Origin of the sequence: Candidatus Hepatobacter penaei, from assembly GCF_000742475.1 — a bacterium.
GTDB lineage: Bacteria > Pseudomonadota > Alphaproteobacteria > Holosporales > Hepatobacteraceae > Hepatobacter > Hepatobacter penaei.
This window is the reverse complement of the sequence record NZ_JQAJ01000001.1, coordinates 65,733-79,876: the sequence shown is the minus strand read 5'-3', so window position 1 is coordinate 79,876 and position 14,144 is coordinate 65,733. Positions and strand designations below refer to the sequence as shown.

Here is a 14,144-nt window from a genome sequence, read left to right as displayed (position 1 = left end):
TCATGAAGGTTGTCATCTGTGGTGCGGGAAATGTAGGCTTAAGCATTGTGGAATACCTGGCCAATGAGTATGACATCACCCTCATTGACACCTCTGCTGAAGTGCTGTCAGGGGCCATTGAAAAATTTGATGTGCAAACCATCCAAGGCAGCGCCACTGACCCTAATATCTTGAAAAGGGCTGAACTTCACAAAACCAATATTTTCGTTTCTGTCACAGATACGGATGACACCAACATTGTGGCATGCCAGCTGGCCGACAGCCTTTTTGGTGTCAAAACAAAAATTGCACGGCTTCGTGATAGTGCTGACCTTGAGATGCCCTTAATGACGCCCTATAAAAAGCGCTATCTCCCCATTGATATTGTGATCAATCCCGAAAAAGAAACCGTCCAAGAAATCTTACGGAATCTCCACGCTCCCTTTGCCTTCACTAATTTTCCGCTGTTTAACGGACAGCTCCATGTTTTTGGCATCAAAATTACGGAATCAAGCCCGTTTCTCAACTGTCCCATCAAACACCTTGATAAAGACCTCGGCCCCCTTAATGCCATGATTATCAAGATTGTGCGCCACAAAACCACCTTTATCCCCCAAGGGCATGAACTGCTCAATATAGGGGATCATGCCTATTTTCTGGTGCCTGCGGACGCCATTGAAGCCTTTTCAGAGGTGGCAGGGTTTCAAGAAGACCGCACGCAGCGTATTTTGATTTTGGGAAATAACCGCATGGGCCTGGCGCTGGCCTCAGAAATTGAACGCCTCTACCCTGCGATTTCTTGCATTTTTATTCGTTATCAAGACACCCAAAACCTTGACTTTGTGAGTCAACTCAACAACACCATTGTCATTCAAGGGGACCCCCTCGATCATTACATCCTTGAAGAAGCCGGCATCCAGTTTACCGACAACATCATTGCCATCACAACCGATGATAACGTCAATATTTTAGCCTCGCTTTTGGGCAAACGTTATGGCGCCAAACGGGCGACCACCTTAGTGTCGCGAAAAAGCTATGTGTCACTCATGAACTCCCTCGGCATCGAAAACCCGCTGAATTTATCGTCTCTCACACTGTCACTCATTTTAAGGCGCATCCGCAGAAACTATGTCCACGCCCTCTATAAACTGGGAGACGGCATTTTTGACACCATCATGGAGATTCACCTCCAAGAAAACACCAGTGCCAGCCATATGACATTAAGCCAAATCAATACACCACGTGAAATTTGGGTGTTCGCCGTGTTGCGCGATCAAAGCATTTTGTTTCCCTCCCCCGACTTTCTCTTGGCCGCTGGCGATGTCTTAATCTTGTTGACAGACCAAAACCACTTCAAAAAAGTGCAATCTCTTTTTGAACCGAAAGAGGCTTAGCCGCCCCCCTCAACCGCAGAGAAATCGTGTAACACACCTTTCTAGGCATAGGAAATGCCGCTAACCCTTTTGGGAATATGCCAGACGCGCAAGGCAGGCCTTTTTTCCCACAATCGACATCACTTCAAACAACGGCGGAGACACCGATCGCCCCGTTATCAACAGCCGCAAGGGCTGGGCCATCGTCACCAATTTCAGATCATGTTCCTCTGCAAAGCTGCGCGTTAAAGACTCAAGGGATGCTGCCGTCCACACATCCTGTTGTATAAGCTGGTCTACATAACGTGGCAGGTGGCGCACAAAGGCCTCAGGCAGCGCATGTGCATCGACAGAAAATGGGCCTTCGTGGGTATAAAAATGGGCACTTTCAGCCAAATCTTTCAGCGTATGGGCGCGCACAGCCAAGGCAGGCAACCCCTTCATCAGACGATCGCTCACAAGAGGCGAGGCAGGAGGCACGCTCAAAAAGGGCACACAGGCCTCCATCAATGCCTCAGGCGATAACGCTTTGAGATAGTGGGCATTGAGTGAGGCCAATTTTCCTGGATCAAACCGCGCCGGCGATGCCCCCACATGGGCAAGCGAAAAAAGAGCTACAGCCTCATGAAGAGAAAAAATTTCTTGATCTTTGTGCCCCCACCCCAGACGCAAGAGGGCGTTGATCAGAGCCTCTTTCAAAAATCCTTCCTCCTTATAGGTGTTGACATCCAACGCGCCATGACGTTTTGACAGCTTCGCCCCGTCTGCGCCATGAATAAGCGGAATATGCGCAAAAGAAGGGCAAGACCACGACAGCGCCTCATAGATATGCAGCTGCTTGGGCGTGTTGCTGATATGATCGGCGCCTCGAATGACATGAGAGATGCGCATGTCATGATCATCCACCACCACAGAAAGCATATAGGTGGGCGAGCCGTCCGCCCGCAACAGCACCAAATCATCCAGCTGATGATTGTTCACGCGGATCTGGCCATGCACCTGATCTGTAAAAGAAATCTCGCCTGTGCGCGGCATTTTAAACCGCAGCACCGAAGAAGATGATCGGGGTTGAGGTGTATCACGCCCCAGGTACAGTGGCGCCCGGCCATCAAGACGCGCCTGGGCCTTAAGAGAGGCAAGCGCCTCGCCATCCATGTCACACCAATAAGCATGGCCTGCGGCTAATAACCCCATGGCCACCTCTTGATGACGCGTTTGTTGTTGAGATTGAAAAACCATTGGTTCATCCGGCGTCAGCCCCAACCATGACAACCCTTGTGTAATCGAGGCAAGCGCCTCTTGTGAAGATCGCTTTTGATCGGTGTCTTCGATGCGCACACAAAACGTGCCCCCTTCATGCTTAGCATAAAGCCAATTAAACAAAGCGGTGCGTGCGCCGCCCAAGTGAAGTGCACCCGTGGGTGATGGCGCAAAGCGCGTACGTACTGTCATGAACTGATTGATCCTGGCCGTTGTCTTTCCCGTGTCCTCTTTCTTTTTATAAAAGAAAATCACCGTCAGCAAAAGACGCGGATCTGAAATCAGCACACAGCATAGACAAAGCTGTCACGTCCAGACTTTTTGTTTGCGCGCCCACAAGGGTCAGTGTAGAATGGTGAGTAAAGGTATGTCGTTAGCAACGCCTGGCAAGGGACCATGACCACAAAAAGCCAAGGGTTTTCCAAAAGACAGCGTCAGGTGGCTGAACAGGTGCGACAAGCCCTCTCGTCTCTTTTGATGCATTACCAAACCTCAGACGGTACCACCTTAACCATCACATTGACCGAAGTGCAGATGAGCCCAGACCTGCGCCATGCGCGGGTTTATTTTGTGCCGCTTCATGATCACCACACAAAGGCTCATGATTATTTGACGCACCTCAAGCAAGAGGCACCCCGCCTGCAACACAATCTTCAACATCTGGTGAATCTGAGGTTTTTGCCGCGCTTGCGTTTTGTGGAAGACACGGCCTTTGACACCGCAGAAGCCATTCAAGACACACTCAGCCAGATCAAGAAACCTAAGGACACATCCTCATGTCCCCAGCCTTGATGCTTGCCTTGAAATACGTGAAGCCGGGGCGCAAAGACAGCTTTATTTCTGTGGTGGCCGGCTTTTCCTTTGTGGGCATCATGCTGGGCGTGGCCACCTTGATTGTGGTGATGTCTGTGATGAATGGCTTTAAAAGTGAACTGATGACCCGCATCTTAGGCATGAATGGTCATGTAGGTGCTTATTACATCGATCCGCAATCGCCACAAGCCAAAGCATACAAACATCATCAGCAATTGATCCAAGGGCTGGCTGGCGTTAAACACGCCTTTGCCTTGATTGAAGGCCAAACCATGATGCTTAACGAGGGGCGCGCCCGGGGCGCTCTTGTGCGCGGCCTTGAAAAAAAAGCCTTCTTGATGCGCCCTGCCTTTCGCACCAGCCTTAAACAAGGTCACATTGACCACTTTTTTGGGGACACCCTCTTTTTGGGTGAAAAACTTGCCTTGCGCCTGGGCGTGTCTTTGGGCGACGAGGTGGTGCTGGCTTCACCGCAAATCACACCCACCGCCCTGGGCGGGCTGCCGAAATTTAGGCGCTTTCGCATTGGCGGCCTTTTTGATTTTGGCATGAATGATTATGACCAAACTTTTGTGTTTATGCCGCTGCACGCAGCGCAACAATTCTTTGATTCTCCTGGCACGGTCTCAGGCTTTGAGATTTTCGTAGACCACCCTGAACATGTGCGCACCCTTACCCAATCTATGCGTATGACACTGGGCCCTTTGGGGTTGCGTGTGGTGGATTGGCAAGAAGCCAACGCTAGCTTTTTTTCTGTGGTGGAAGTCGAACGCAACGTGATGTTTATTATCCTTGCCCTCATTATCCTGGTGGCCGCTTTTAATGTGATTTCCAGCCTTGTGATGCTGGTGAAAGAAAAAAGTCGGGATATTGCCATTTTGCGCTCGATGGGCGCTTCACAAGGCATGGTTTGCCGCCTGTTCTTGATGGTGGGCATGGCCATAGGCACGCTTGGCACAATGTGCGGCATGGGGTTGGGGCTGGTCATTGCCTATCATATGGAGCCCATTCGCCGCGTCATGGAATCGTTGACAGGGTCTTCTTTGTTTCCGGCCGAGTTTTATTTTCTCTCCCAACTGCCCTCGAAGGTCGATCTTTATGAAGTGATCTGGGTGGCGGGGGTGGCACTGAGCTTGACGCTTCTGTCTTCGCTCTATCCGGCTGTACGTGCGGCGCGCCTGACACCACAAAAAGCCCTACGTTTTAGCGAATAATCGCCAGGCACCTTGCGAAATCTTATAAAAATTGATAGGATGCCCCCATGACACACTGCGCATAAGGAGATCTTTTTTGGTTCAGGTCGTTGTGAGAGATAATGATATCGAACGTGCATTACGCATGTTGAAAAAGGGGCTTCAAAATGACGGATTTTTCCGCAGGATGCGCCTTCGGCGCTATCATGAAAAAGCCTCCCAGAAAAGACTCCGTGAAAGCGAAGAATCTATGCGCCGCGTGAGAAAGCTTAACCGCAAACGCATTGAGCGCTACGGCTATTAAGAAAGGCCTGACGCACCCCTGTTTGAGACCCCCTTTTGGGAACGTTCCTTGCTTAGAGATGTTGTTCAGGCCGTTCGTGTGATATTCCCCCCTGAAGATTCTTCTTTGGAAGAAAGAGGCTTTGGCTGGTGTTGTCAGGCCTTGTGCTCTGCGTACGGGTGGATTGCATTGTGGACGTCCTGTTCTTAAGGAAAAAGATCGGTTTTCGAATAAGCCTGCCGCCCTTTCTTGACTGACATATAAAATCACACGCCAGATCTATTTTTTAGCCCCTAACAGTGGGCATGAGCGCGTTGCAGCTCTTGCGAGCGATGCTTCGTTTGCCAAGGGACGGCACACCTTGCAAAGCAAGCTTTTCCTTTGCTTCTTTTTATTAAACCACACGCAGGTTATCTTCAACCCATGACCCATGCACGAGGTGCTCAAGGCGTCCTGCGTCCTCGTCTATCCAAAACACGAGGCCATACGCAAACCACACAAAGCCAGGACCCTGCGAGAATGCACACCCACAAAAGCCCCGAAAAAACTTTATCCTTTTATGCTTGATTCGGCGTTTGGCATGCACAATAATGAAGGAGTAAGGAGTCAGTCACATTCATTGTTAAGGATTGGCGGGCATACTGACGACAAATGAGAATGATTCTTAAACGCAAATGGGGTGAAACATGCGCGGGGAAAAATTTGCTGAGTGGGGCGTGTGGAAACGTCTGGCCGGCGTGTTGGTTTTTTTGGTGCCTCTGTGGGGGTGTTTTTTGTTGGCGGGGCTATAGCTTCTTGTAAAAGTATGTTGTTGTGACGCCTGCCTCTTCTGACTCTTTTGCATTCACCGCCCACCATGCCTCTTTCAAGCGTCACAATCATGTGATTGTCTCGGGCCTTTCCCTTTCTGTGCCGCGAGGAAGCCTTGTGGCCTTGGTGGGACCGAATGGCAGCGGTAAATCCACCCTTCTTGATGCCATTGCCCAATCTCAAGCCCCTTGTGAGGGGGCCTTTCACCTCTCTCCCCACGAGCAGTGCGTCTATTTGCCCCAGCTGTGTCGCATGAAAAGAGATTTTCCCCTGCTTGTGCGTGATGTGGTGGGTTCGGGGCTGTGGCCACAGCTTCCTTTTTGGCATGGGCTCAGACCCCCACATCATCAGGCCATTATGCAAGCGCTTGAGGCTGTGGGGCTTACCGCTTATGCCCTCACCCCCATTATGAACCTGTCGGGCGGACAGTTCCAGCGGGTCTTATTTGCCCGCATGATGGTGCAACAAGGCACGCTTTTGCTGCTTGATGAACCCTTTACCGGGGTGGATGAAGCCACCATATCTGTCTTGTTGGCACTGATCCAACAATGGCACAAGCAAGGACACACCCTGATAGTGGCCATGCATAATCTTGAGCATGTCAAAAAGCTTTTTCCCCACACGCTGCTGTTGGCCAGATCGTTTTCTCAGTGGGGACCCACGGCCACCACGCTCACCGAGGCCAATCTGGCAAAGGCCTATCAAAAATCCCATGAATGGAGCTTTTGTCCTTGCTAGCCTACGCCACCCTTTTATACACCTATATGCTTGAACCCTTTTTTGTGCATGCGTTTATGCTCAAAGCGCTTTTGGGGTGCGCCGCGCTGGCACTTGGGTGTGGCGCTGTGGGTGGCTTTCTTGTACTCAGGCGCATGAGCTTGATTGCTGATGCTTTATCTCACGGTCTTTTTCCCGGTGTGGCGCTGGCATTTTTATGTTTTGGATTTCAGGTGCTGCCCCTCAGTATCGCCGGAGCCTTCACAGGTGTGGCGCTGGCCCTGATGGCACATTGGATTACACAAAAAACCATGTTGCCCAAAGACAGCACCTTTGCCGCCCTTGTGTTGTTTTCTATGGCATCGGGTCTCTTTATTCTTTCAGCCTTTGGTAGCTATACCGATGTGATGCACATTTTGGTGGGTAACATTCTTGTGCTGTCCAAATCGCACCTATTTTGGCTGATGGGGGTGGGCAGCTTTACCCTCATCGCGCTGGCTTTATTCTATCGCCCCCTGGTGCTGCAGGCGTTTGATCCCCAATTTTTTCGGATGACCTACCCCCGCAGTGGATGGTTAGACCAAGGGTTTCTTGTCATCGTCACCTTGAATATGGTGTGCGCTTTTCAGGCCTTGGGCTCTTTGATGGCGCTGGGCCTGTTGCTCTTGCCTGCCATCACGGCGCGGTTGTGGGCTAAACAAATTTGGACACTGTGCGCACTTTCCACGATCTTTGCGTTTCTCGCCAGCCTGGCAGGGCTTTTGATTTCCTACCACACCGGGTTTCCTGCGGGCCCGCTCATCATTTTGGTCAGTGTGGCTTTTTATGCCCTCAGCCTTCTTTTGTATGTAACCGGTCTCAAGCTTCGTTATGTGGGGTGTGTGGCCCTGTTGCTTGCCGCGCTGCCTTTTGTGTTTCATGCCCCGGTCTCTGCACCCAAGCCGCCGCATATTGTGGTCAGTTTTACCATTCTCAAAGACCTGGTGTATCAGATTTGTGGCCACCAATTGCGCATCAAAAGCCTGGCCGGCCCCAACCAAGACCCGCACANCTTTGAGCCATCTCCGCAAGATATTCTTGAGTTAACCCAAGCTCGTCTTGTCATCATCAATGGTTTGAACCTTGAAAATCATTGGATGGAACGGTTTCTTAAAGAGCGCCCACCCTCCTCTCTTGTGATTGCTTCACAGGGGTGTTCACCCCTTTTCTTTGACGATATCTCTCAGAAAATTCCTGACCCTCATGCCTGGCACAATATTAATAATGTAAGAAGCTATGTAACCGTGATTGTGGAGGCTTTGTGTAAAACGTGGCCGCACATGGCGCCCATCTTTCGCTTTCGGGCGCGGCTCTTCGATCAAAAACTTAAAGAACTTAACCGGTGGGTGCGCACGCGCATCCACGCCCTGCCGCCAGAAAAACGATGCGCCCTCACCACCCACGATGCCTTTGGCTATTTTGCTAAGGCTTACGGTTTTTCCTTCCTATCCCCGCTGGGCATCTCCACTGACGATGAACCTTCTGCGCAAAAAATAGCGCTCTTGATCGAAGAAATCAAACGGCGCCATATTCGTGGTATTTTTTTTGAAAATATGGTGTCACCAAAAATCATGAACGCCCTGTCTCAAGAAACAGGCATCACCATCGGCGGCACCCTTTATTCAGACGCGCTCTCCCCCCCCGACGGGCCGGCGGCTGATTATATTGCCCTCATGAAACATAATGTCACCACCCTGTTAGCGCCTCTTGAAAAAACACAGGCACAACAGGGGTTACACTGACCTTGGCTATGGTGTGTTTTGGGGCTAGACGTTCGTGTGTGCATCGGTGGCATCACGCAGCCCTTCTCCAATAAACGCCACCAACACCAGCACAAAAGAGATGCCGCCAAACGCGGTCACCCCCAGCCATGGCGCATAAAGATTGTTCTTTGCTTGACTCAACAGTTCACCCAAAGACGGGGTGCCTAACGGCAAACCAAAGCCCAAAAAATCAAGCGAGGTGAGCACAGAAATGCTGTGATTAAGCAAAAAAGGTAAAAACGTGATGGTGGCCACCATGGCATTGGGCAACATGTGCTTCCACATAATGCGCACCGGCGACACACCCAACACAACGGCAGCCTTGGCATAGTCATGATTGCGCGCACGCAAAAACTCCGCCCGCACCAACGAAGCAAGCCCCATCCATGAAAAAAGAAGCATAATCACCAACAGCCACGTTAAATTGGGCTGCACAAAACTTGAGAGGATGATCAAGATGAACAAGATGGGCAAACTGGTCCACAGCTCTTGAAAACGCTGGCCAATGAGGTCCACTAGCCCACCGAAATAACCTTGAACAGCCCCCATCACCACACCCAGCACCAAACTCATCAGTGTGAGCAAAAATCCAAAAATCAACGAGACCCGCAAGCCGTAAACAAAGCGCGCCAACACATCCCGACCTTGATCGTCTGTACCCCACCAGTTGTCCCAAGACGGCGGCGCAGGTGCTATGCGCGCAAGGTTGACAGACGTGCCGCTATAAGGAACCGGCGGCCAAAGCATCCACCCCTGGTGCTCTTTGATAAAATCCAGGATCAGCGGGTCCTTAAAATCAGCAGGCCCATCGAGGGTGCCACCAAAACATCGCTCTGGATATTCTTTCACAATGGGCCAATAGGTCTTGCCCTCCACACGCACCACATAAGGCACGTCATTGCACAGCCACGGCGCCGCCAAAGAAAGCAAAAACACACCCACCAACAGCTGAAAACTGATCCACCCACGCCGATGCGCGCGAAACGCACGAACACGCCTTTCCAGAAGCGGGGACATCAGCGCCTCCTTTTTTCAAAATGCACACGGGGATCTACCTTCATATACAAAAAGTCGCCCACAATATGGAGCAACAGGCTGAGCAGCGTAAACACATAAAGGGTGCCAAAAATCACCGGATAATCACGGGTGATGGCGGCCGTGAATCCCAACAGGCCGAGCCCATCCAGTGAGAAAATAATCTCCACTAAAAACGCACCTGTGAAAAACAGATGGAGAAATGCCTGAGGAAACCCCACCAACAGCACCAAGCAGGCATTGCGAAACACATGCCCAAAAAGAACCTGCCGCGCGGACAGTCCTTTAGCATAGGCTGTTAACACGTAAGGTTTGTTCATTTCTTCTAAAAAGGCATTTTTGGTAAGAAACGTGAGCGAAGCAAAACCGCTTAACACCTGAGTTAATAAAGGCAAAGCCATATGCCAAAAATAATCACACACCTTACCCCACAGGGAAAGGGTTTCAAAGTCAGGTGACGTCAACCCACGCAGCGGAAACCATGACCAAAAGCTGCCCCCTGCAAAAAGAAGAACCAGCAACACACCAAACAAAAAGCCCGGCACCGCATAACCAATAATCACCACAAAACTGGTCACCACATCAAACGTTGTTTTGTGTGCGCGCGCTTTGGCCACCCCTAAGACGATGGAAAGGCTATACACCAGCAAGGTGCTCCACAGCCCCAGGCTGATGGAAACGGGGAGTTTTTCCATAATCAACGACGCCACCGAACGCCCCTTGAAATAGCTGACCCCCAGATCCCCTGTGAGATACTTTTTGATCATCAGGAGAAAACGGGTCCAAAAGGGCTTATCAAACCCATACATTTTTTCAATGTCACGGATAATCTGCGGATCCAGCCCAGACCCGCCGCGATAAAGATGATGATCCTCTGCAAAGGAGGTCATGTCACTTTGCTCAGCCCCTGAAAGGCCAGACGTGCCATCACCTGAAAGTCCTTGAAGCTGGGCCACCATCTGTTCTACAGGGCCGCCAGGCGCCCACTGAATCAGCAAAAAGTTGAGAAACAAAATGCCCAAAAGCGTGGGCACGGCCAAAAGCACGCGTTTTAAAAAATAGCCCCTCACAGCACGCTCCTCACCTTTGGCTTGTTTGCGAAAAAACCAGCGACGCTTTTATAAGAGCAGGGCCACGAGAAAGTCAAGCCCTTTTCTATGACCCCTTGATGACACGCAAGGATCAAGAAGCTTTTTTCAACCCTTCCAAGGCACGCTCAAAACGCCCTGCATGGGATTTTTCAGCCCTGGCCAGGGTTTCGAACCAATCGGCAATCTCTTCAAACCCTTCTTCACGGGCGGTGCGCGCCATGCCAGGATACATGTCGGTATATTCATGGGTCTCACCAAAAATGGCCGATTTCAAATTTTCTTCTGTGGAGCCAATGGGCACATCGGTCACAGGGTCACCCACCTCTTCCAAATATTCCAAGTGACCGTGGGCATGACCAGTTTCCCCTTCTGCCGTTGAACGAAACACAGCCGCCACATCCGTGTGCCCTTCAATATCTGCCTTTTGCGCGAAATAAAGATAGCGGCGATTGGCCTGCGACTCACCCGCGAACGCTTCCTTAAGATTGTGAAGGGTTTGTGTGCCGTGAAGGCCATGCTTAGACTCAGCCATGTATGTGCTCCTGAAGAAAGAACTGTTATATAGGTCATACCAAAAAGTCATACCCCATGCCAAGCATTATGACCGGATAAAACTTCACAAAAAATGGAAAAAAAGTTAGGATGGGCCGAAAACACCTTCTAAAAGCCTGCCCGCATGACCCATACCCTGCCTCCTCTCCCCTTTGCCAAAAACGCCCTGGCGCCCCACATTTCCGAAAGAACCCTTGAGTTTCATCATGAGAAACATCAGGCCGCCTATATTAATAAGCTGAATGCGCTTGTGGAGGGCACGCCGTGGGCTAGGGCTTCCCTGGAAGAGGTGATTCGTCAAACACGCCAAGCCCCAGAACACACCGCCATTTTCAATAATGCGGCCCAAACCTGGAACCACACGTTTTTTTGGCATAGCCTCTCCCCTCAAGGCGGTGGCATGCCCAAAGACGGGCCTTTGCAAAAGAAGCTGATAGAGGATTTTGGCGATCTTGACACGTTTCAGCGCCTCTTTAAAGAAAAAGCCGTGGGCCAATTTGGCAGCGGGTGGGCCTGGCTTGTGCTTGACGCACAAGGCAATCTTGCCATTCAAAGTTCGGCCAACGCTGAGATTCCCCAAAACAAAGTGTTGTTGACCTGTGATGTGTGGGAACATGCCTATTATCTTGATTATCAAAACCGCCGCCCTGATTATGTGACCACGTTTCTTGAGCACCTCGTGAACTGGTCGTTTGTTGAAGATAATCTGCGCGCGGCTTAATACGTTTTTGTCCCATGAGTACACCTGAGATTATTGAACACATTACACAGGATCTTCACATCCTAAGGGGGCATCTTTGACTGGGAAAAAGCCTTAGAACGCCAAAAAGCTCTGGATGCCCGGGCGGAAGATCCCTCCCTTTGGGACAATCCTGAGGACGCCCAGAAGCTTCTCAAAGAGCGTGATCATCTGATCAGTGCCATCACCGCGATTCGCCACACTGCTCAAGAGTTGGACGAACTCACGCAATGGATGCACCTGGCCGAAGAAGAGCAAGACGATGCGCTTGTGAAGGAAACCTCAGATAAACTTGAGGCGCTTAAGGAAAAAACAGGGCACATGCGCCTTGAAGCCATGCTGTCTGGTGAGGCGGATGCCAACTCCTGTTTTCTCGAAATCCACGCCGGCGCCGGGGGCACAGAAGCACAAGATTGGGCCATGATGCTTGCGCGCATGTACAGTCGCTGGGCCGAAAAAAAAGGCTATCGCGTCAGCACCCTTGAAAGCAGCCCCGGTGAAGAGGCGGGCTTTAAATCCGTCACCCTCAACATCGCCAACCACGAGCAGGCCCGAAACGTCTATGGCTGGCTTAAAAAAGAAAGCGGTGTCCATCGCCTTGTGCGTATTTCGCCCTATGATGGTTCGGGCCGTCGTCACACCAGCTTTGCTTCTGTGTGGGTCTATCCCGAAATTGACCAAACCATTCATATTGAGATTGAGGACAAAGATCTGCGCATTGACACCTACCGCGCCTCGGGCGCCGGCGGACAGCACGTCAACAAAACCGACAGCGCCATCCGCATCACCCACCTGCCCACCAACATTGTGGTTCAGTGCCAAAACAATCGTTCTCAACACCGCAATCGCGCACAAGCCATGGACATGCTGCGTGCCCGCCTTTATGAAGCTGCGCTGCGCCAAAAAGAGGAAGAAGCGGCCACCACCGCCAGCGCGAAAACAGACATTGGGTGGGGACATCAGGTGCGCTCTTATGTGTTACAACCCTATCAAATGGTGAAAGACACGCGCACAGATGTGGAGATAGGCAATGCCCTTGGGGTGCTCGATGGTGATATTGACCCGTTTCTGTGGGGCATGCTCAACAAAAAAGCGGATACGTAGGCAGGGCATACCATGACTTTCTCCGATCTCTCTCCCGATCGTCCTTTGCGAGATTTTTTGTGCCACCTCCGGCGCCACAGCGTGACAATAGGCAACGCCGATGAAGACACGGCGCACCGAGAGGTGTATCACCTGGCCCTTGAGAGCCTGGCGCTTGACCCCCTAACGTATGTATCGGTGCAAGATAGACCCCTGTCCTCTTTTCCCCATCACGCCCGTTTTTTGCGCTGGGCGGCATCCTACCAACAAGGTATGCCCCTATCGCGCCAGGTGGGGGAAAGGGCATTTTGGAATCACACCTTTGTGATCACTCCCCACACCTTGGACCCACGCCCTGAAACGGAAGGCATCATCGAAGCGGCGCAGGCCCTGTTTCCTGCTCAAACGCCTCTTCGTATGCTGGAGCTCGGCACGGGCAGCGGCTGTGTGCTTCTCAGCCTCCTGGCGCACTATCCCAAAGCCCAAGGCGTGGGCACAGATGATTGTCAGCATGCCCTGGATGTGACGTGGCTTAATGCAGGCCGCCTTGGGGTGCATGACCGCCTTCAGCTCTATCGAGGCAGCTGGTTTTCTGCCCTCACCCCGCCTCAGCCCCACGTTCCCACATACCCTGCCGGCTTAACTAACACCCACGCCAACAAAGGGGGAAGCAACAGAGAAACAAGCACTGACGTCCCCCCAAAAACTGCTTGGTTAGGGGGGCAAAAACCGACAACGCCCCCACGCGCCCCAAACGATGCCCCTTGGTTTGACTGCATGGTGGCCAACCCGCCCTATATTCAAACAGACGTCATCCCCACGCTTCCCAGGTCCGTGAGCCATTTTGATCCCCACCAGGCCCTTGATGGAGGATATGATGGGCTGGATGCCTATCGCGCCATCATCCCGCGCGCCGCATCCTTTTTGGCGCCCCAGGGCGCGCTGATTCTGGAGATAGGATGGGACCAAAAAGAGCCCGTGCTTGCCCTGTCGTCACGCTATTTCAAAACCCAAGACGTATACAAAGATGCATCCGGACACGACCGTATTGTGGTGTGCCGCCAAGCAATTAGGCCTTTTGCCCACAGGGTGATCACACACACCTCGCGATAGAATCCAGGGATAACGAGGCCAACAAGCAGAATCGCCACCAAGCGGCCTAACCATAAAAACACAGCCGCAAAACGCAACGACAAGCACGCAGCTACAAGAACGCGCAGACCTGGATCCACAGCGAAGATTGGCATATCAATCTCGTTAAACGCAACCCTGCTAAGATCAGCATGGCGAATGCACTCCACACACCATTGAATCGCATCAAGCAAAATGCAACACAGCGTCAAACTTTAAACAAAACCGCACACAGCAAAGGCGCCTATGAAACAAAAAAGGCGTGAAGACCATCAGATCCTCA

13 protein-coding genes and 1 pseudogene are annotated in these 14,144 nt (G+C 51.5%); 10 read left to right on the top strand and 4 right to left on the bottom strand.

Features of this window, described 5'->3' with window-relative positions:
• The first annotated feature begins 2 nt into the window (after positions 1-2).
• Positions 3-1,373: a Trk system potassium transporter TrkA gene (gene trkA, locus IG82_RS0100470; protein WP_082191978.1), complete on the top strand. Its 1,371-nt coding sequence runs from the start codon at positions 3-5 to the stop codon at positions 1,371-1,373.
• Positions 1,374-1,433: 60 nt separating this feature from the next.
• Here trkA and gltX read toward each other — a convergent pair whose 3' ends face one another.
• Positions 1,434-2,900, bottom strand: a complete 1,467-nt coding sequence (gene gltX / locus IG82_RS0100465; RefSeq protein ID WP_216476112.1) for a glutamate--tRNA ligase — start codon at positions 2,898-2,900, stop codon at positions 1,434-1,436.
• 108 nt (positions 2,901-3,008) lie between these two features.
• Between gltX and rbfA the strand changes: the two genes are divergently transcribed.
• The 6 genes and pseudogenes from rbfA to IG82_RS07370 form a co-directional block, all read left to right on the top strand.
• Positions 3,009-3,404, top strand: coding sequence for a 30S ribosome-binding factor RbfA (gene rbfA / locus IG82_RS0100460; protein ID WP_052545533.1), 396 nt, complete (start codon positions 3,009-3,011; stop codon positions 3,402-3,404).
• Positions 3,389-4,639 carry a lipoprotein-releasing ABC transporter permease subunit gene (locus IG82_RS0100455; RefSeq protein ID WP_031933741.1) on the top strand — a complete coding sequence of 417 codons (1,251 nt, stop codon included), beginning with the start codon at positions 3,389-3,391 and terminating at the stop codon, positions 4,637-4,639. The genes rbfA and IG82_RS0100455 overlap by 16 nt, the downstream gene beginning before the upstream one ends.
• A gap of 76 nt (positions 4,640-4,715) precedes the next feature.
• A complete protein-coding gene (gene rpsU / locus IG82_RS0100450; RefSeq protein WP_031933740.1) occupies positions 4,716-4,922 on the top strand; it encodes a 30S ribosomal protein S21 in 207 nt (68 codons plus the stop codon).
• A 792-nt stretch (positions 4,923-5,714) separates the two neighbouring features.
• On the top strand, positions 5,715-6,449 hold the full coding sequence (locus IG82_RS0100435; RefSeq protein ID WP_052545530.1) for a metal ABC transporter ATP-binding protein: 735 nt from the start codon (positions 5,715-5,717) through the stop codon (positions 6,447-6,449).
• Positions 6,428-7,478 (top strand): annotated as a pseudogene (locus tag IG82_RS07375) (metal ABC transporter permease); the annotation flags it as partial. The gene IG82_RS0100435 and the pseudogene IG82_RS07375, both read left to right, overlap by 22 nt.
• A gap of 1 nt (position 7,479) precedes the next feature.
• Positions 7,480-8,209: metal ABC transporter solute-binding protein, Zn/Mn family (locus IG82_RS07370; protein WP_408605310.1), on the top strand; the 730-nt coding region annotated here is incomplete at its 5' end.
• 24 nt (positions 8,210-8,233) lie between these two features.
• On the opposite strand, the gene IG82_RS0100425 is transcribed toward IG82_RS07370, so the two are convergent.
• The 3 genes from IG82_RS0100425 to IG82_RS0100410 form a co-directional block, all read right to left on the bottom strand.
• Positions 8,234-9,247 (bottom strand): ABC transporter permease, encoded by a 1,014-nt coding sequence (locus IG82_RS0100425; protein WP_031933736.1) that lies wholly within the window; start codon positions 9,245-9,247, stop codon positions 8,234-8,236.
• Positions 9,247-10,335, bottom strand: a complete 1,089-nt coding sequence (yejB, locus tag IG82_RS0100420) for a microcin C ABC transporter permease YejB (protein ID WP_031933735.1) — start codon at positions 10,333-10,335, stop codon at positions 9,247-9,249. The genes IG82_RS0100425 and yejB overlap by 1 nt, the downstream gene beginning before the upstream one ends.
• 112 nt (positions 10,336-10,447) lie before the next feature.
• Positions 10,448-10,888 carry a rubrerythrin family protein gene (locus IG82_RS0100410; RefSeq protein ID WP_031933734.1) on the bottom strand — a complete coding sequence of 147 codons (441 nt, stop codon included), beginning with the start codon at positions 10,886-10,888 and terminating at the stop codon, positions 10,448-10,450.
• A gap of 144 nt (positions 10,889-11,032) precedes the next feature.
• On the opposite strand from IG82_RS0100410, the gene IG82_RS0100405 reads away from it, so the two are divergent.
• The 3 genes from IG82_RS0100405 (at position 11,033) to IG82_RS06540 (ending at position 13,843) form a co-directional block, all read left to right on the top strand.
• Positions 11,033-11,629, top strand: a complete 597-nt coding sequence (locus tag IG82_RS0100405) for a superoxide dismutase (RefSeq protein ID WP_031933733.1) — start codon at positions 11,033-11,035, stop codon at positions 11,627-11,629.
• Between the two features lie 14 nt (positions 11,630-11,643).
• A protein-coding gene (prfB, locus tag IG82_RS0100400) for a peptide chain release factor 2 (protein ID WP_216476111.1) occupies positions 11,644-12,751 on the top strand; the annotation gives its coding sequence in 2 pieces (ribosomal slippage) (positions 11,644-11,706 and positions 11,708-12,751; 1,107 coding nt in all).
• A gap of 12 nt (positions 12,752-12,763) precedes the next feature.
• Positions 12,764-13,843, top strand: coding sequence for a N5-glutamine methyltransferase family protein (locus IG82_RS06540; RefSeq protein WP_156095270.1), 1,080 nt, complete (start codon positions 12,764-12,766; stop codon positions 13,841-13,843).
• Positions 13,844-14,144: the final 301 nt, after the last annotated feature.

Excerpts from the sequence above, each read along its gene's own strand:
- trkA (WP_082191978.1), top strand. The coding sequence starts at position 3 with ATGAAGGTTGTCATCTGTGGTGCGGGAAATGTAGGCTTAAGCATTGTG.
- rbfA (WP_052545533.1), top strand. The coding sequence starts at position 3,009 with ATGACCACAAAAAGCCAAGGGTTTTCCAAAAGACAGCGTCAGGTGGCT.
- IG82_RS0100455 (WP_031933741.1), top strand. The coding sequence starts at position 3,389 with ATGTCCCCAGCCTTGATGCTTGCCTTGAAATACGTGAAGCCGGGGCGC.
- IG82_RS0100425 (WP_031933736.1), bottom strand. The coding sequence starts at position 9,247 with ATGTCCCCGCTTCTGGAAAGGCGTGTTCGTGCGTTTCGCGCGCATCGG.
- IG82_RS0100410 (WP_031933734.1), bottom strand. The coding sequence starts at position 10,888 with ATGGCTGAGTCTAAGCATGGCCTTCACGGCACACAAACCCTTCACAAT.
- IG82_RS0100405 (WP_031933733.1), top strand. The coding sequence starts at position 11,033 with ATGACCCATACCCTGCCTCCTCTCCCCTTTGCCAAAAACGCCCTGGCG.
- IG82_RS06540 (WP_156095270.1), top strand. The coding sequence starts at position 12,764 with ATGACTTTCTCCGATCTCTCTCCCGATCGTCCTTTGCGAGATTTTTTG.